This is a genomic window from Thermodesulfovibrio sp. 3907-1M (assembly GCF_040450955.1).
In the GTDB taxonomy this organism is placed as follows: domain Bacteria; phylum Nitrospirota; class Thermodesulfovibrionia; order Thermodesulfovibrionales; family Thermodesulfovibrionaceae; genus Thermodesulfovibrio; species Thermodesulfovibrio autotrophicus.
In genome coordinates this window covers 1,871,364-1,888,290 of sequence record NZ_CP144373.1, presented here as the reverse complement: position 1 = coordinate 1,888,290, position 16,927 = coordinate 1,871,364, and the positions used below count along the sequence as shown (strand labels likewise).

Below are 16,927 nucleotides of genomic sequence, written 5' to 3'. Positions count from 1 at the left end.
TTTATTTTTTAAATTTTCCTTTTGGACTTATATCCAAATTTGCCTTAAGTAATGCTTCTACGGGATGTGTGCCATTTGCAACATTATACACTAAGAGATATTCATGAACTATTTTTAGATAACCTATTAAAGAATTTGATTCTTCTTGAGATTTATTATTTGTTACTAACACAATCTCCTTAAGCCATAAATTTTCATGTGTTATTAAATCCACAATTTTTTTTGCAAGAGGTTCTACATATCCATTTATTCTCACATCATTAGTTTGAATTACTAAAAATCCCTTATCTTTTAGGTCTGGTAATACTCTCTCAATCATTTCTTTTAAACTCCCAAAGTATTGCTCAGGTTCAAACCAGGCAGCCTCTTGAACATTGGCTTTTATTATCATAAGCTCATATTTATTTTTAATTTGCCTTTTTCCTGTTCTACTTTTAATTTCTGGAATAAAGCCTGAATGTGTAAAAAAGTTAATAATGCTATAACTGCCTTTTTGAGAATATCTTTCAATTATATTTTTATTCAATCTCTCCTCAAAATCCTTTTCAGGAAATATCCAGACCTTAGTTGTCTCAAGCTCTTCTAATCTTTTTTTTAATTTTAGCATTGCTCATTTCCAAAAGCTCTCCTGTAAATATGCTCAATATTTCTTGTGTAATAGTTTAGCTCAAAAATGCTCTTTATTTCATCTTCAGTAAGATATTTTCTTACATCACTATCATTAAGTAAAAGCTCCATGAAAGGCCTACCATCTTTCCAGCTTTTCATGGCATTTGACTGAACAACTCTGTATGCTGCCTCCCGGGTAAGTCCTTTGTCAACCAGAGCAAGTAGCACACGCTGAGAATTATAAAGACCGAAACTAAGTTCAATGTTTTTAAGCATTCTTTCAGGATAGACCCTTAAATCCTTGATTATTCCATAAAGCCTGTTAAGCATGTAATCAACAAGAATGCAGTTGTCTGGAATTATCACTCTTTCCACAGATGAGTGGGAAATGTCTCTGTCATGCCAGAGTGCTATGTTTTCAAAGCTTGCAAAGGCATTACTGCGGACAAGTCTTGCAAGCCCTGACAGATTTTCACATCCCACTGGATTTCTTTTGTGGGGCATTGCTGAGGAGCCTTTCTGCCCTTCTGTGAAGGGTTCTTCTGCCTCAAGCACCTCTGTTCTCTGAAGATGCCTTATCTCAACAGCAATCTTTTCAATCATTGCAGCAATCAATGCAAGAACACTTAAGAATTCAGCATGTCTGTCCCTCTGAACCACCTGAGTTGCCACAGGCTCTGGTTTAAGCCCGAGTTTGTTGAGTGCAATCTCTTCAATCTCTGGCGGAATATTTGAAAATGTGCCAACAGCGCCAGAGATTTTACCTACAGAGATTCTATCAATTGCTGAGTTAAGCCTCTCAATGTTTCTTTTTGCTTCTTCATACCACAGAGCAAATCTCAATCCAAAAGAAGTTGGCTCAGCATGAACTCCGTGGCTACGACCCATGCATATTGTGTCTTTGTATTGAAATGCCTTTTCACGGAAAAGCTCTTTGATTTTCTCAAGATCGTTCATTATGAGTTCTGCTGCCTGCCTCATCTGTAAAGCCAATGCAGTATCAACAACATCAGAAGAGGTAAGTCCCATATGAATGTAACGAGATACAGGTCCAACTTTTTCAGCCACAGAAGTTAAAAAGGCTATTACATCGTGCTTGACAGTTGCTTCAATCTCATCAATTCTTTTAATGTCAAAGTCAGCTTTTTCTTTTATCTCCTTTAAAGCATCCTGAGGAATTTTGCCGAGCTCTGCCCATGCCTCGCAAACAGCAATCTCCACCTCAAGCCATTTTCTGAATTTGTTTTCCATACTCCATATATTACCCATCTCTTTTCTTGTGTACCTTTCTATCATGATACCTCCTCCCAGATAATTCTTTCTGGTTTTATGATTACGCCATTGCCAAAGCCTATTCCAACTATTTTTCCTGTTTTATCCTTAACCTTTACCCATCCTGCTGGAACAATGCCTGAGAGAATTTTTACAGAGTTGCCATTAATAAATCGTCTAACAAGCGTATCATCTACTGTCACAGAGGAAATAAAGTATAAAGCCCTGTCAATATTTAATATGGATGAGACTGAATCATCTAACCCCTTCTCACATAAGGCTCTCAATCCATCAATATCAATTGAATCTTCAATCTTAAACTGTCCTACTCTTGTTCTCTCAAGTTCTACTATGTGAGCACCCATTCCAAGCTCTTCACCAACGTCATGACACAGAGCCCTTACATATGTGCCTTTGCTACATACTACCCTGAATCTGACAAATGGAGGAGAGAATTCTTCAATGTTAAATGAGTGTATGAAAACTTTTTTCGGTTTTCTTTCCACTTCAATACCTTTTCTTGCAAGTTTATGAAGAGGCTTTCCTTCCACTTTGACTGCTGAATACATTGGCGGAGTCTGTATGATTTCACCTGTGTATTTTTTAAGTATTTTTTCTAATTCTGTTGTTTTAAGTTCAAAATTATCAACCTCTCTTATAACTCTTCCTTCAGCATCATAGGTATCTGTTGAAATCCCAAATCTTGCTTTAAAAACATACTCCTTTTCAAGTTCCATTAGTAAAGCAGAGATCTTTGTTGCCTCATTAAGACAAACAAGCAAAACTCCCGTTGCCATTGGATCAAGTGCACCGGCATGACCTGCTTTTTTAGCTTTTAAAATCCTTTTTACTTTTGTAACAGCATCCTGACTTGTAAATCCCTTTGATTTATTAAGAACTACCACTGCGTTCATAAACCCTTATTGGTCCTATCCCCTTTAATTCAAAAATTACAAGGAAACTGAATTCAGAAGTTTTTCTTCCCTGAATTTCCACAGGTCTTCTCGTTACTGAAATATTTGCTGCCCAGCATTTCTCAGCATATCTTACATTTAATGAACTATCCCTTAATCCAGCTCCTTTGGCATCATAGTTTACATTTGCTGTAAATGACCACTTTTCTGATAGTTTTTTAACCAATGTCAGAGCATAGGTTTTTATGCCACCTTCTTTTTCCTGAACATTGTACTGGTCTCTCAATGTAGGAGACCATAGATAGGCAGGGGAAAGAGCTTCGTTTCTTGTATATCGCTCACTGAACGACAGAGATGTTGTTTCATCAGGAGAAAAGCTTATATCACTGTTAAATCTTTCCATTCTTTTTTTCACAATATTCTGATATGTATCAAATCCTAAGCTTATTTTCCAGAATGAGATTCTTCCTTCAAGAAGAACAGGATAAAGTTTGTCCCACTCATTTTTTGCCCTTAAGTCATATACCTGCGTAATTCTCGCTTCTGCAGTCAAAGTTTTAAAATTAATTTTATTATAAACTCCAGCCCTTAGAAGTGCGGTATCGTCAATTACCTCAGAACTCTTTAAAATTGGCGGCTTACCATTGACTCCAATAAAAACTCCTTCTACAAAAGGCTCAATTAAATGGGTAAAATTTTCTCCTCTTTTATAAAGCCTGATAAAAGTTTTTGCATTATACTGAATCATTTCTCTGTGAGAAGTATCCTCATAGGGAAAAGTTTTTTCAAGATTGTAAAAAATTTCATTTAATCCGAGCATTTGGGTTAATTTAATAGCATCTCCTGATGTATGACTTATCTGAGGAGCTATCTCAAATCTCTGCCCTTTAACTCCATCTTCTTTATAAAACTCAGCCACATTGGTATTAAAATTTACATTAAACTGTCCGAGTCTGTATGGATAAACTACATATCCAAGCTCTGTTTTCACTGGAGGACTCGTGCTCCCCTCTTTTAAATCCTTCCATCCCTGTCCAAGCAAATAAAATCTTGATTGAACTCCAGGAACAGAAAGCTCTACAGAGGACTGTAAAAATCTGTCATATCTTGCTGAGAGGTCTTTACTGTATTCCTTAAAAAGATACGTATTTGAAGCTGAGCGCACATCTCCATATTCTCTGTAAAAATCATTTTTATTCACATAGTTTATATCTGCGAGTAGATCAACTCCTTTAAATTTTTGAAGATGAATACCCCTTAACTCAATATAATCTTTGTTAAGTTTTCTGTCTTTAATCTGATATCCATACCACATTCCCTTTGTATCAAAGTCAAGGTATCTGTATTCAATTCCTTTGCCGAGTCCAACTTTTGAAAAATAATCAAGATAAAATGTTGCATCTTTATTGCTATCAACTACAAGATAATAGGCTGGGCTAAAACGAAATCCACGAGTATTTGAATTGCCAAATTTAAACGGTAGAAATCCTGATTTTTTTGTGCTTCCTCCCGGTCCCCAGAACACAGGAGAAAAAAGAATAGGCACATCTTTTACTTTAAAGGTGGTAATTTTTGATGTTAATTTATCATCAACTACAAGGTCAACAAACTCTCCTGTAAAACACCATGGTTGAGCACTGTCTGGTTCTGGTTCACATGTGGAGAATGTGGCTTTTTTAGCTTTGTATTTAATTTCACTTAATCTTTCAATCTCTGCTGCCTTTATCCACATATCCTGCTTTTTTATATGAAGAAGAGCGTTTTTTAAAATTCCTGTTTTTTTATCTCTATTAAATTTTCCTTCTTCTGCCCATGTTGTTATTTCATCGTCATCGTAATATAGATCTCCAAAGGCTTCTATTTCACCAGTATTTTCATAATAAATTACCTTCTGAGCTTTAAGATCAAATGTTCCGTCACTCATATAAACATCACCGATTGCAATAAATTTTTTTTCTTCTTCAAATCGTTCCAGTGTGTCAGAAATTATCTCCATAGCAAATGAAACAGTAGCTTTTAAAAGAATAATCAAGACGATCAATGAACTGCTTATTATTGACCATCCTTTGAATCCTCTTGAGTCGCATTTCATATAAGCTCTCCAAGTTTTCTATGCAATGTTTTCTCACCAAGATACTCTTTCAGTTCACCAATCAGATAAGTTGAGCCTGTACAGAGAAGAAACTTATGGCTATTTTTACATATGGAAAGCCCTTGGTTAAACGCTTCCACAGGATCATGTATAAAGCAGTCAATCATTGAAGCACAATTTTTATTTAGTTCTTCATATGTGATAGCTCTTTCATAGTGAGGCACTGTAAAGATTAATTTATGAGCATAAGTTTTAAAGCAATCAATAAATCCACATACATCTTTATCTCGCATCATCCCAAAAACTATCACAGGTCTTTCATCTGTAAGAGCTTTCAGGGATTTTACTAAAGCCTCCGCAGCAGGTGGATTATGAGCTATGTCAAAGATTATAAGAGGATGCTTTGACATGACTTCAAGTCTTCCCTGTAATCTGACATTTTTAAGTCCTTCCTTAATAAAATTTTCATTCCATTGAGGATATGCGTTCATAAAAGCTTTTAATGCTACAGAAGCATTTTCAAGTTGATGAACTCCTGTAAGAGGCAAGAATAAGGATAGGCTTAATGCTGAAGAGTTAAAAACAAAACTAATTCCCTCTAAATTCATTGATTTAAGCTCGGCGGAAAACTCTTTCCCATATGTAAAGACCGAACAGTCAAGCTCACTGGCTTTTTTATAAATCTCTTCTTCTACATAGGGATTTTGCTTTGATGTAACAACAGGAACTCCTTTTTTTATAATCCCTGCTTTCTCTCTGGCAATGGAGCTTATATCATGTCCGAGAAAATCCTGATGATCAGGTCCAATACTGGTAATTACAGAAACCTGAGGTATTACCACATTTGTAGCATCAAGTCTTCCTCCCATACCTGTTTCAACAACTGCGTATTCAATGCTTTTTTCTTTAAAGTAAAGAAAAGCCATTATTGTAACATACTCAAAAAAGGTAAGCTCCTCTGCAAAGGGTTTAATTTTTTCAATTAATTCTACAACTTCCTCTTCAGAAATTTCCCTATCATTAACAACTATTCTCTCTGTAAATCTTGTAAGATGTGGAGAAGTGAAAAGTCCTGTATTTAATCCGTGCGTCCTTAAAAGAGTGTAAATTATTTTAGAAACCGAGCCCTTTCCATTTGTACCTGCAATATGAATTGATTTAAAACTTTGATGAGGATTGCCAAGTTTTTCCAGCACTGAGAAGACTCTTTCAAGTCCCAATTTTATGCCATTTGTTCTTTTTCTATAAAGCTCATTTATCAATTCTTTATATTTCTTTGTCTCTGTCATACTTCAGGAGGACTGCTCTGAGGAAGGTTTGACAAACTGTTAAGATTATAAGAGCTTGATGCTGGCATGATAATTTCAATTAGCCTGTAAATAGTATTTTTCAGTTCCTTTCTTTCCACAACAATATCAACCATTCCGTGTTCAAGCAGAAACTCAGCTCTCTGAAATCCTTCGGGAAGTTGCTGCTTTATGGTTTCCTGAATAACTCTCGGTCCTGCAAAGCCTATAAGACTGCGGGGTTCTGCAATGATTATGTCACCGAGCATGGCAAAAGATGCTGTAACTCCTCCAAAGGTGGGATCAGCTAATACAGAAATATACAGTATGCCTGCTTCTTTAAGTTTACCGATTGCCTGTGCTGTTTTAGCCATCTGCATAAGTGAAAACATTCCTTCCTGCATTCTTGCTCCACCCGATGAAGATATGATAATTAACGGAACTCTTCTCTCTAATGCTTTTTCAGCAGCTCTTGTAATCTTTTCTCCAACAACTGTTCCCATGCTTCCACCCATGAAAGAAAAATCAAGAACAGCGATTACCACATCTCTTCCATTGATTTTTGCCTCCCCGTATATGGCTGCTTCTTTAAGCCCTGTCTTTTTTTCATTTTCAGTAAGCCTTTCTTTATAAGACACTGTATCTTTAAATTCAAGAGGATCAGGGCTTTTAAGTTCAGGATCTAATTCTATAAAGGTTCCATTGTCAGTTATGAGAGAGATTCTCTCTTTTGCTGAAATTCTGAAGTGATACTGACATTTCGGACAAACCTTAAGATTGTTTTCAAGCTCTTTGCGATAAATTATTTCCTTACAGTTTTCACACTTTACCCACAATCCTTCAGGAATTTTTACTTTCTTTTCTATTTTTGGCTCTTTTCTTTTAAACCATGCCATTACACTGCCTCTCTAAGTGATTTAATAAACTCATAAGCCCTTTCAGGTGCTTCATGGAAAATTTTTACAATGGCGCTTCCCACAATTACTCCATCAGCAAATTTGGCTACATATTTAGCTTCTTGAGGGGTACTTACTCCAAAGCCAACGCAAACAGGTTTCCCAAAACTTTTAACGAAATTTATATGCTCATTGAAGGTGCTTTCAAGTCTAAGTTCAGTGCCTGTTATGCCTGTTATTGAGACATAGTAAACAAATCCAGTTGAGGACCTTACAACTTTTTTAACTCTTTGAGGAGTTGATGTTGGTGCTACGAGGAAAATCGTATCAATACCATATGCTTTGGCAAAATCTCTGTAACTGTCTGATTCTTCCACTGTAAGGTCAGGGAAAATTACTCCTGCTACATTTGCTTCACTGGCATCATGAAAAAACTTTTCTATCCCGTAGCAGAAAACAGGATTTAGATAGGTCATCAGAATTATTGGTGTATCTATACTTCCTTTGAAATCATGTAAGAAACTGATTATTTTTCTTAAAGTTGTTCCAGAGTTTAATGCTCTTTCTGCTGCTCTCTGTATTGTTGGTCCGTCAGCAAGGGGATCTGTAAAGGGCACACCAAGCTCAATAAGATCAGCACCTGCCTCATGTAAAAGTTTTAGCCTTTTTGCAGTTTCATCAAGGCTGGGATCTCCTGCCATGATATAGGGTATAAATGCTTTTTTACCCTGTTTTTTTATATATTCAAGCTTTCCTCTTACAGCAAACCCTTTCATAAAGAAATTCCCTTTATCCTTGCTACTTCCTGAACATCCTTGTCTCCTCTTCCAGAGAGGTTTACGATGACTACTGAATCTTTTGGCATCTTAGGTGCAATCTTTACTGCTAAAGCCACTGCATGGGCAGACTCCAAAGCAGGGATAATTCCTTCAAGTCTGCTTAAAAGCTCAAAAGACTGCAAAGCCTCTTCATCTGTTGCATAGGTATAGGTTACTCTGCCTGTATCTTTTAGATAGGCATGTTCAGGACCAACAGAGGCATAATCAAGTCCAGCACTGACAGAGTGAGTCTGAAGAATATTCCCATCTTTATTTTCAAGAACATAGCTAAGGCAGCCCTGAAAAATTCCCTTCGCACCACCTGCAAATCTTGCTGCATGGAGCCCTGTGTCAATACCCTTGCCTCCTGCTTCAACGCCAATCATTTTTACATCTTTATCGTCTAAAAAAGCACTGAAAAGTCCTATGGAGTTACTGCCACCTCCAACGCAGGCAATTAAAACCTCTGGAAGTTTGCCTTCTTTCTGAATTATCTGCTTTTTTGCCTCTCTACCAATAACACTCTGAAAGTATCTAACAAGAAGTGGATATGGATGAGGTCCAAAAACAGTGCCTAAAACATAGTGAGTAGTCCGTACATTTGTTGTCCAGTCTCTTAAAGCTTCATTTATGGCATCCTTTAGTGTTTTTGAACCTGTATCAACGGGAATAACCCTTGCACCGAGAAGATTCATTCTAAAGACATTGAGCTTTTGCCTTCTTATATCCTCAGTTCCCATGTATATGTCACAGCTCAATCCTGCAAGAGCAGCACCTGTTGCAGTGGCTACACCGTGTTGCCCTGCTCCTGTTTCAGCAATAATTCTTTGCTTTTTCATTAATCTACTGGCAAGAAGTGCCTGCCCAAGAGCATTGTTTATTTTGTGAGCTCCTGTATGGGCAAGGTCTTCTCTTTTGAGATATATCTTTGCTCCACCAAGATGTTCCGTTAATCTCCGGGCAAAGTAAAGAGGTGTCGGTCGACCCACATAGTCTTTAAGCAAGGATTCAAATTCAGCATTAAAATTTTTATCTCTTTTTGCTCTTTGAAAAGCTCTCTCAAGCTCTTCAAGAGCTGGCATTAAGGTTTCAGGAACAAAACAGCCTCCATATTCTCCAAAGTATCCTCTTTTTTTGCCCATGAAAAGTATTATAGCATGAAGATTTTAAGTTTTTCATTTGATACCAGGAGAAACTCTGCCTCAGTCTATCATGAAGTTTTAAGGCTTGCATAATTTTTTAAATGCCTTTCCTGAGAGGATTTCTTCAGCTCGTGAAGTTACTTTGAAGTTATTTCTTTCATCTTCAATCTCTCCTATAAATTTTTCAAGCAACTGCTTTACTCTTTCTTCGTCAGCTTTTTCTCTTAAGTATTTCCAAATGACATAAAATCTCAAGGATTTTTTCTGCAACCTTTAAATATGTAGTGGCAATTAAATTTTAGTGCTTTCTGAGCAATTGCTCCTGAATTTAAATATGTGTAGTTCTCCAGAGGAAATAAAGCTAAATAACAATGACCATTGCTACACTGTATTTTTTTTCATGAGAGAGGGATACAAAAATTTTCCTATTCAATCCCTCTATTTTAACCTCTGGTGAGCCATCAGAATTGTTTTTTACTTCAATATGCTTTAAAGTTAAACCTGAAGGCTTTTTCAGTGCCTTAATCACTGCTTCCTTTACAGCAAAACGAGCTGCAAGATGGCAAAAGGGATTTGAATAACTAAAGCTATAAGCAATCTCTCCTTCAGTAAAAACTCTATCTAAAAACTTTCTTCCAAATCTTTCATAGACTCTTTTTATTCTATCAACAGAAACAATATCAACACCAATCCCTTCAATCACGGCACTGCCCAGCTCCTTGGTATAAATATTTTCTCAAAAGTATAAAGGGCATATCTGTCTGTCATTCCTGCAATAAAATCACATATTTTTCTGTGAAGTTCCTTTTCTTCAAGGGCTTGAGCATCTATTGCATGAGGATTCTCAAGATAATAATTATAAAGACTTTCAAGTATTCTTTTTGCCTTTTTAAACTCCTGAATAACCCTCTCATTGTAATAAACTTTTTCAAAGAGAAAATCCCTAAACTCATAAACCATTTCTTCCATTTCAGAAGACATGGAAATTTTTTTATAGTCTTCTTTTATAGTCGTAAAAATAACATCTCTGACCATTTTGTCAATTCTTTTTGAGTGCCTGTCACCAAAAAATTTTAAAAACCTTTGCGGAATATCACTTTTTTTGATAATTCCAGCTCTCAGTGCATCATCAATATCATGATTCAGATAGGCAATAACATCTCCTACTCTCACAATCTGACCTTCTAAAGTAACTGGCTCATCACTTAAAATCCTTCCCCGACCTTTTGAATGTTTAAGTATTCCGTCCCTTACCTCAAAAGTAAGATTAAGTCCTTCTCCATTTTTTTCAAGAACATCAACTACTCTCAGGCTCTGCTCATAGTGTTCAAATCCTCCTGGATGAAGTTCTCTTAGAATTGCTTCTCCTGCATGTCCAAAAGGAGTATGCCCCAGATCATGTCCAAGTGCAATGGCTTCTGTAAGGTCTTCATTAAGTCTTAATGCTCTTGCAATTGTTCTGGCTATTTGAGAGACTTCAAGCACATGAGTAAGTCTGGTTCTGTAGTGGTCACCCTGAGGAGAAAAGAAAACCTGAGTTTTATGCTTCAGCCTACGAAAAGCTTTGCTGTGGATGATTCTGTCTCTGTCACGCTGAAAAGGTGTTCTGATATCATCCTCTGGTTCAGGCTTAAGCCTTCCCTTTGTTTGACAGCTTAAACATGCTCTGGAATGTAGAACAGTTTTTTCTATCTCCTCGTATTGTTTTCTAAGGTTCATACAAGCATTATTCCATGATTTGTTTTACAGCTTTCACAAGTAATGGAATCTCTCTTTCCTGTATGGTTCTCGCGTCAAAAATAACAAAATCGTCCTTTATTCTCCCAATAACCGGAGGCTGAGTTTGTCTTAATTTTTCTGAGAATTCATCAGGCTTATCTGTCTTAATAGCAACAACATATGTTCTAACTCCACTTTCAGGAAGTGAACCTCCTCCTGGCATTGATACATCTTCTCTGAGCATTGCCTCAATCCCGTGTTTTTTAAACATTTTTAATATCTTAGCTGCTCTTTTTTTGATTTTTTCCGGTGGTTCAAGAATCATTCTCAGTGTGGGAATTTTTTCAATGGCTTCTTTTTCGTCAAGATAAAGCATTAAAGTTGCCTCAAGAGCTGAAAGAGTGAGTTTGTCAACTCTTAATGCCCTCATAAGAGGATTTTTTGATATTCTCTCAATAATCGCAGATCTGCCAATTATAAATCCTGCCTGAGCTCCTCCGAGAAGTTTATCCCCACTGAAAGTAACAATATCAGCTCCTTCATCTACCACTTCCTGAACTGAAGGTTCTCCATAGAATCCGTATTTTTTTAGATCAATAAAACATCCACTGCCGAGATCAACCATTACTGGAATGCCTCTCTGTTTTCCAAGTTCACAGAGCTCTTTTACTGAAACTTCTTCGGTAAAGCCTGTAATCTTGAAGTTTGATCTGTGCACTTTAAGTAACAGAGCTGTATTTTCATTTATTGCTCTTTCATAATCGCTTAATCTGGTTTTATTTGTTGTTCCCACTTCCCTTAAGATGGCGCCTGATTGAGCCATAACATCAGGAATCCTGAAAGAACCTCCTATTTCAACCAATTCTCCACGAGAAACAACTACCTCTTTACCATGAGCAAGTGTATTAAGAGACAGGAAAACCGCACCTGCATTGTTATTTACAACTACTGCTGCCTCTACATTCACAATCTTTTTCACAGCATCAATAATGTGAGCATATCTTTTTCCTCTTTTACCCATCTCAAGGTCATACTCAAGATTTGAATAACTCTGAGCAATCTCCACAACATGCTTGATTGCCTCTTGTGGAAGTATCGCTCTTCCAAGGTTTGTGTGAATCACCACTCCTGTTGCATTTATGACAGGCTGAAGAGAATACCTTTTATTCAAGGAGTTCTTTATCTCTTCAATTAAGCTTTCTTCATTAATTTCTGAAAAACTGCCTTTCAAAACCTTAGTCCTCAAACTATCAATAACATTCCTTACTGATTCTCTGACCATTGAGTAAGAGTAATCTTTGAGGAGAGCTTTTATTTTTTCATTTTTCAAAATTCTGTCAACTGAGGGAATCTCTCTTAAAACCTTGGCTTTATCCATAATAGATTTTCAATTATTCTTTCAATTTTTCTTCAATCTTTGTAATCCTTAGATTCATTTCATTTATGAGAGATTTCAGGTTTTCAATCTCGTCTTTTGTGGCTAAGTTCATTCCCTGAAGTGTTTTCTGAATCATCTCTTTAAAGCTCTCTTTAAAGCCCTCCTTTGCTTCCTCAGATTTTGAGATGAATTCATTAACTATCTTTGCAGCCTCAGACTCGCTCATCTTTCCTTTTTTTACAAGATCATTGAGAAATTCTTTAAGTATCTCCTGCATTCCAAGACAGGCAAAAATCATATTTTTAAATAAATCCTGAAACATTCTTCCCTCCTGTTATTTTTTAATTAATTCATAAAATACTTCTACTGCTTTGTCAATGCTTGCAGCATCAGGACACCCACCCTGAGCAGAATCAGCCCTTCCTCCACCCTTACCACCAACAGCCTGAGTTATGTTTTTTAAGAGTTTACCAGCATCATATTTAGCTGTGGCATCTTTTGTAACTGAAAGAAGCAGAATTCCCTGCCCATCAGTCTTTGATGCAACTAAAATTACTGCTGGATGGAGTCTCTCTCTAAGTTTGTCTGAAAGTGTTCTTAAGGATTTTGTATCAACGCCTTCAAGTTTTATTGCCAAGGCTTTAACTCCGTCTATTTCTCTTGCCTGTTTTACAAATTCATCAATATTCTGACTGATTAGTTTCTCCTTTAAGGCTTCAATTTCCTGTTGCTTTGCCTTTAATTCACTGATAAGTCTTTCTACTGCTTGTACAGGTTCTGCTGATTTAAGAATCTGGGAGATATTTCTTATCTGCTCTCTATACCTGTTAGCATATTCAAAGGCATGGAGCCCTGTAACAGCTTCAACTCTCCTGATTCCTGAGGCAACAGAGCCTTCTGAAACAATATAAAAACTTCCTATTTCACCAGTAGATTTACAGTGAGTGCCACCGCAGAGTTCTTTACTGAATCCGAGAATTTTTACAACTCTAACAGTATCTTCATATTTATCTTCAAAAAGGGCTATAACACCCTCATTCAAAGCCTCATTAAGGGACTTTATCTCTACTATGACGGGTAAATTTTCAACTATTTTCTCATTGACAATGCTCTCAATTTCCTGTAACTCCGTATCACTCAAGGCATCAAAATGGGTAAAATCAAAACGAAGTCTGTCTGGTGCAACAAGGCTTCCAGCCTGCTTTACATGCTCACCAAGAACAGCTCTTAAGGCAGTGTGAAGAAGATGAGTTGCTGTATGATTTCTCGCAATTGCCTTTCTTCTTTCTATGTCAATCTTTGCAAAAACTTTGTCACCTTCTGTTATGTTTCCTTCAATAACTCTTACTTTGTGACAGTGAAGTCCTGCTATCTTCTTGGTATCAAAAACCTCTGCTTTACCTGAACCTGAAATTATTATTCCTGTATCTCCTACCTGTCCACCTGACTCTGCATAAAAGGGTGTTTCATAGAGAAAAACTTCTCCTTCCTCACCTTTTTCAAGTATCTTTACAGTCTTTCCATTTTTTACGATGGAATGAATGTTTGTTTCTGCTTCATAATCAGTGTAACCTGTAAATTTAAACTCATAAGCCCCGCTTCTTAACTCTTTATATACTTCATCTACTCCGATTTCCTGAGCCTTTGAAGCTGCCCTTGCCCGCTCACGCTGTTTATTCAGCTGTCTGTGAAAGCCTATCTCATCAAGCTCCAAGCAAGAATCCTCTGCCATCTCCTTTATTAAGTCAAAGGGCAAACCAAAGGTATCATAAAGTCTGAAAATTTCTTCTCCAGGAAGAACCTTTGAGCCTGATTTTTTAAGATTTTCAAGAATTCCATCAAAAATCTGCTGCGCCCTTTCAAGACTTCTAAGAAATCTTTCTTCCTCCACTTTTATAACCTTTTCAATTCTCTTTCTTTCAGAAACAATCTCAGGATAAACTGTTCCAAGAGTTACAATAACAGGTTCAACAAATTTATAAAAAGCCACTCTATCATACTGAAGTAGCTTAATGTGTCTTAATGCTCTTCTTATAATTCTTCTTAAGACATAGCCTCTTCCTTCATTGGAAGGAATTAGTCCTTCAGCTATCAAAAATGTGGAAGCTCTGATGTGGTCTGCAATAACTTTTATTGAAATGTCAGTTTTCCTTTCTTTACCGTAACTTACATTTAAAACAGAGCAAACTTCAGAAATAATTGGCTGAAAAAGGTCTGTATCAAAATTTGTTTTCTTTCCCTGCAATACTGCTGTAATTCTTTCAAGTCCCATTCCTGTGTCAATGCTTGGCTTTGGAAGAGCTGTCAATTTTCCTTCTTCGTCTTTGTTGTACTGCATGAAAACAAGATTCCACAGTTCAAGAAATCTGTCACAGTCACAACCTACTGAACAGTCAGGCTTTCCGCATCCAAAATCCTCTCCCTGATCAATTATTATCTCAGAGCATGGTCCACAGGGTCCTGTATCTCCCATCTGCCAGAAGTTATCCTTTTCACCTAAACGAACAATTTTATCTGAAGGAATCCCTATCTCTTTCTCCCATATATATGCAGCCTCGTCATCGTCTTTATAGATTGAAACCCAGAGTTTTTCTTTCGGTAGTTTAAAATGTTCTGTTAAAAGCTCCCATGCAAAAACTATTGCTTCCCTTTTAAAATAATCACCAAAGGAAAAATTTCCAAGCATCTCAAAGAAAGTATGATGTCTTGCAGTAAATCCAACATTTTCAAGATCACTGTGTTTTCCGCCTGCACGCATACATTTCTGACAGCTTGTGGCTCTGCTGTAAGGTTTCTGTTCTTCACCAAGAAAAACTCTTTTAAACTGAACCATGCCTGCATTTGTAAATAACAACGATGGATCATCCTTAGGAATGAGTGGAGAACTCTTTACAAGTTCATGTCCATGGGAGACAAAGTATTCCAGAAATAGATTCCTTATTTCAGAACTTTGCATTTACTACTCCTCACCTATTATTCTCTGCTCATTGCTTATTATGTAAGTGAGCTTACCATCAACAAAAATAAGCCTTGATTTTAAGAGCCCTAAAGAGGAAGAATAAACCCATTCCTCTCTTTGCTTTCCTTTTTCAGGAGTAAGAATCCTCACCGAAGAAGGATTCCCCCATGAAAGTCTTACCTGCTCCTTTGTCATTCCAAGTGCTATCTCTCCTTTAGCAATTCTTTCCTGAATATCTGGTGGATAGTTTTTAATCTCATCATAGGTATATCTCACACCCTGAGAAGCACATCCAAAGATAAATAATGCGATAAATAAAGCAATTAAAACTCTCATTGCAGTTCCTCCTTTAAATTGTCATTCTCTGGAGACTCTGTGTCTCCGGGGAATTTCTCACTTAAGCATTTATTTATAGTGTCCCATGAAAATCCTCTTCTGAGAAGATATCCTGCTATTTTAACCTTTTTTTTCTCTGAAGAGTCATGCTTGATTAAATGAATTTTTCTCTGGATAAGTTTCTGAGCAAGGGAAAATTCTTCTATCTCTGGGATACTGTCAAGTAATTCTTTATCAATACCTTTTTTTGCAAAGTAGTTTTTTAAACCCATATTGCCTAGAAATCTGTCCTGTGCAATTTTTTCTGCTTTCTGGATAAATCTACTGTCATCTATAAATCCATTCTGCTTTAGATAAGCAACTGCCTCATCAATGTCCATTTGAGAAAATCCTTTTCTGTGAAGTCTATCTCTTAATTCAGCCTCTGTTCTATCTTTTTTAGTAATTAACCTCAATGCATACTTCACTGCTTCATTGTTCTGCTTTTTCACCTTCCATAACCTTTGGCTTTAATCCATAAGCATCCATAACTTTGGAGTAAATTTCATTGAAGATTTCAGAATGAATTTTTAGATATTCCTTGGCATTTTCTCTGCCCTGGGCAAATCTTGCTCCGTTGTAGTTGTACCATGCTCCGGATTTTTCAATAATTCCTTTTTCCACTGCAAGATCAAGAACCTCGCCTGTCCTTGATATTCCTTCATTAAAGTAGATATCAAAGTGAGCTTCTTTGAATGGTGGTGCTACTTTATTTTTCACGATTTTAACTCTCACTCTACCACCTGTTGTATCCTGCCCTTCCTTCAATGTGTCTGTCTTTCTTATATCCAGCCTCATTGAAGCATAAAATTTCAGAGCAGTGCCACCGGGTGTTGTCTCTGGATTTCCAAACATTACTCCAATTTTCTGTCTCAGTTGATTTATAAATATTACCACTGTTTGAGATTTTGATATGGCTGCTGTAAGCTTTCTCAATGCCTGACTCATAAGTCTTGCCTGAAGCCCGGGAAGGCTGTCACCCATCTCTCCTTCAATCTCAGCCTTTGGAACAAGAGCAGCCACTGAGTCAATAACAATAATGTCAACTGCTCCGCTTCGGACAAGGGTTTCTGTTACTTCCAGAGCCTGCTCTCCTGTATCAGGCTGGCTTATCAGCAAATTTTCCACATCAACACCTAATTTTGAAGCGTAACTGACATCAAGAGCATGCTCAGCATCTATAAATGCTGCCACACCGCCAAGTCTCTGAGCCTCTGCAATTGCATGAAGAGCAAGGGTTGTTTTCCCTGAAGACTCAGGTCCAAAGATTTCTATAACCCTTCCACGGGGATATCCTCCAACACCTGTTGCTATATCAAGAGATATTGAACCTGTTGGAATTACGCTTATTCCCTCTGCCTGAGCTTTGGTTCCAAGACGCATTATTGCGCCTTTGCCAAAATTTCTCTCAATCTGAGATATGGCAATCTCCAATGCCTTTAATTTTTCCTTATTCATAAAACACCT

General features: G+C 37.0%; 17 protein-coding genes. All 17 read right to left on the bottom strand.

Annotated features, from left to right (window positions below):
- Position 1: 1 nt before the first annotated feature.
- The 17 genes from V4D30_RS09865 to recA all read right to left on the bottom strand — a co-directional run bounded on the left by V4D30_RS09865 (position 2) and on the right by recA (position 16,918).
- A complete protein-coding gene (locus V4D30_RS09865) occupies positions 2 to 607 on the bottom strand; it encodes a hypothetical protein (RefSeq protein ID WP_353684156.1) in 606 nt (201 codons plus the stop codon).
- Positions 601 to 1,905: an adenylosuccinate lyase gene (purB, locus tag V4D30_RS09860; protein ID WP_353684155.1), complete on the bottom strand. Its 1,305-nt coding sequence runs from the start codon at positions 1,903 to 1,905 to the stop codon at positions 601 to 603. Before purB ends, V4D30_RS09865 begins: the two co-directional genes overlap by 7 nt.
- Positions 1,902 to 2,795 carry a tRNA pseudouridine(55) synthase TruB gene (gene truB, locus V4D30_RS09855; RefSeq protein ID WP_353684154.1) on the bottom strand — a complete coding sequence of 298 codons (894 nt, stop codon included), beginning with the start codon at positions 2,793 to 2,795 and terminating at the stop codon, positions 1,902 to 1,904. The genes purB and truB overlap by 4 nt, the downstream gene beginning before the upstream one ends.
- Entirely contained in the window at positions 2,773 to 4,887 is a 2,115-nt protein-coding gene (locus tag V4D30_RS09850) for an LptA/OstA family protein (RefSeq protein ID WP_353684153.1), read from the bottom strand. Before V4D30_RS09850 ends, truB begins: the two co-directional genes overlap by 23 nt.
- On the bottom strand, positions 4,884 to 6,176 hold the full coding sequence (locus V4D30_RS09845) for a folylpolyglutamate synthase/dihydrofolate synthase family protein (protein WP_353684152.1): 1,293 nt from the start codon (positions 6,174 to 6,176) through the stop codon (positions 4,884 to 4,886). The genes V4D30_RS09850 and V4D30_RS09845 overlap by 4 nt, the downstream gene beginning before the upstream one ends.
- Positions 6,173 to 7,069 (bottom strand): acetyl-CoA carboxylase, carboxyltransferase subunit beta, encoded by an 897-nt coding sequence (accD, locus tag V4D30_RS09840; RefSeq protein ID WP_353684151.1) that lies wholly within the window; start codon positions 7,067 to 7,069, stop codon positions 6,173 to 6,175. The genes V4D30_RS09845 and accD overlap by 4 nt, the downstream gene beginning before the upstream one ends.
- Positions 7,069 to 7,845 (bottom strand): tryptophan synthase subunit alpha, encoded by a 777-nt coding sequence (gene trpA, locus V4D30_RS09835; RefSeq protein ID WP_353684150.1) that lies wholly within the window; start codon positions 7,843 to 7,845, stop codon positions 7,069 to 7,071. Before trpA ends, accD begins: the two co-directional genes overlap by 1 nt.
- Positions 7,842 to 9,029, bottom strand: a complete 1,188-nt coding sequence (gene trpB, locus V4D30_RS09830) for a tryptophan synthase subunit beta (RefSeq protein ID WP_353684149.1) — start codon at positions 9,027 to 9,029, stop codon at positions 7,842 to 7,844. The genes trpA and trpB overlap by 4 nt, the downstream gene beginning before the upstream one ends.
- A gap of 78 nt (positions 9,030 to 9,107) precedes the next feature.
- Positions 9,108 to 9,284 carry a hypothetical protein gene (locus V4D30_RS09825; protein ID WP_353684148.1) on the bottom strand — a complete coding sequence of 59 codons (177 nt, stop codon included), beginning with the start codon at positions 9,282 to 9,284 and terminating at the stop codon, positions 9,108 to 9,110.
- Between the two features lie 106 nt (positions 9,285 to 9,390).
- A complete protein-coding gene (gene acpS, locus V4D30_RS09820; RefSeq protein ID WP_353684147.1) occupies positions 9,391 to 9,732 on the bottom strand; it encodes a holo-ACP synthase in 342 nt (113 codons plus the stop codon).
- Positions 9,729 to 10,748 (bottom strand): deoxyguanosinetriphosphate triphosphohydrolase, encoded by a 1,020-nt coding sequence (locus tag V4D30_RS09815; RefSeq protein WP_353684146.1) that lies wholly within the window; start codon positions 10,746 to 10,748, stop codon positions 9,729 to 9,731. The genes acpS and V4D30_RS09815 overlap by 4 nt, the downstream gene beginning before the upstream one ends.
- Positions 10,749 to 10,755: 7 nt before the next feature.
- Positions 10,756 to 12,126, bottom strand: coding sequence for an L-seryl-tRNA(Sec) selenium transferase (gene selA / locus V4D30_RS09810; protein ID WP_353684145.1), 1,371 nt, complete (start codon positions 12,124 to 12,126; stop codon positions 10,756 to 10,758).
- 13 nt (positions 12,127 to 12,139) lie between these two features.
- The gene (locus V4D30_RS09805; RefSeq protein ID WP_353684144.1) at positions 12,140 to 12,448 is read right to left on the bottom strand and encodes a hypothetical protein; all 309 of its coding nucleotides are present in this window, start codon (positions 12,446 to 12,448) and stop codon (positions 12,140 to 12,142) included.
- A gap of 12 nt (positions 12,449 to 12,460) precedes the next feature.
- Positions 12,461 to 15,082 carry an alanine--tRNA ligase gene (alaS, locus tag V4D30_RS09800; RefSeq protein ID WP_353684143.1) on the bottom strand — a complete coding sequence of 874 codons (2,622 nt, stop codon included), beginning with the start codon at positions 15,080 to 15,082 and terminating at the stop codon, positions 12,461 to 12,463.
- 3 nt (positions 15,083 to 15,085) lie between these two features.
- Complete coding sequence (locus V4D30_RS09795; RefSeq protein WP_353684142.1) at positions 15,086 to 15,421, bottom strand: hypothetical protein; 336 nt, start codon at positions 15,419 to 15,421, stop codon at positions 15,086 to 15,088.
- Positions 15,418 to 15,912 (bottom strand): regulatory protein RecX, encoded by a 495-nt coding sequence (locus V4D30_RS09790; RefSeq protein ID WP_353684141.1) that lies wholly within the window; start codon positions 15,910 to 15,912, stop codon positions 15,418 to 15,420. Before V4D30_RS09790 ends, V4D30_RS09795 begins: the two co-directional genes overlap by 4 nt.
- Positions 15,893 to 16,918, bottom strand: a complete 1,026-nt coding sequence (recA, locus tag V4D30_RS09785) for a recombinase RecA (RefSeq protein ID WP_353684140.1) — start codon at positions 16,916 to 16,918, stop codon at positions 15,893 to 15,895. The genes V4D30_RS09790 and recA overlap by 20 nt, the downstream gene beginning before the upstream one ends.
- Positions 16,919 to 16,927 lie beyond the last annotated feature (9 nt).

Bases quoted from the DNA above. Each gene is read 5' to 3' on its own strand.
- V4D30_RS09865 (WP_353684156.1), bottom strand. From the start codon at position 607: ATGCTAAAATTAAAAAAAAGATTAGAAGAGCTTGAGACAACTAAGGTC.
- purB (WP_353684155.1), bottom strand. From the start codon at position 1,905: ATGATAGAAAGGTACACAAGAAAAGAGATGGGTAATATATGGAGTATG.
- truB (WP_353684154.1), bottom strand. From the start codon at position 2,795: ATGAACGCAGTGGTAGTTCTTAATAAATCAAAGGGATTTACAAGTCAG.
- V4D30_RS09850 (WP_353684153.1), bottom strand. From the start codon at position 4,887: ATGAAATGCGACTCAAGAGGATTCAAAGGATGGTCAATAATAAGCAGT.
- V4D30_RS09845 (WP_353684152.1), bottom strand. From the start codon at position 6,176: ATGACAGAGACAAAGAAATATAAAGAATTGATAAATGAGCTTTATAGA.
- accD (WP_353684151.1), bottom strand. From the start codon at position 7,069: ATGGCATGGTTTAAAAGAAAAGAGCCAAAAATAGAAAAGAAAGTAAAA.
- trpA (WP_353684150.1), bottom strand. From the start codon at position 7,845: ATGAAAGGGTTTGCTGTAAGAGGAAAGCTTGAATATATAAAAAAACAG.
- trpB (WP_353684149.1), bottom strand. From the start codon at position 9,029: ATGGGCAAAAAAAGAGGATACTTTGGAGAATATGGAGGCTGTTTTGTT.
- V4D30_RS09815 (WP_353684146.1), bottom strand. From the start codon at position 10,748: ATGAACCTTAGAAAACAATACGAGGAGATAGAAAAAACTGTTCTACAT.
- selA (WP_353684145.1), bottom strand. From the start codon at position 12,126: ATGGATAAAGCCAAGGTTTTAAGAGAGATTCCCTCAGTTGACAGAATT.
- V4D30_RS09805 (WP_353684144.1), bottom strand. From the start codon at position 12,448: ATGTTTCAGGATTTATTTAAAAATATGATTTTTGCCTGTCTTGGAATG.
- alaS (WP_353684143.1), bottom strand. From the start codon at position 15,082: ATGCAAAGTTCTGAAATAAGGAATCTATTTCTGGAATACTTTGTCTCC.
- V4D30_RS09795 (WP_353684142.1), bottom strand. From the start codon at position 15,421: ATGAGAGTTTTAATTGCTTTATTTATCGCATTATTTATCTTTGGATGT.
- recA (WP_353684140.1), bottom strand. From the start codon at position 16,918: ATGAATAAGGAAAAATTAAAGGCATTGGAGATTGCCATATCTCAGATT.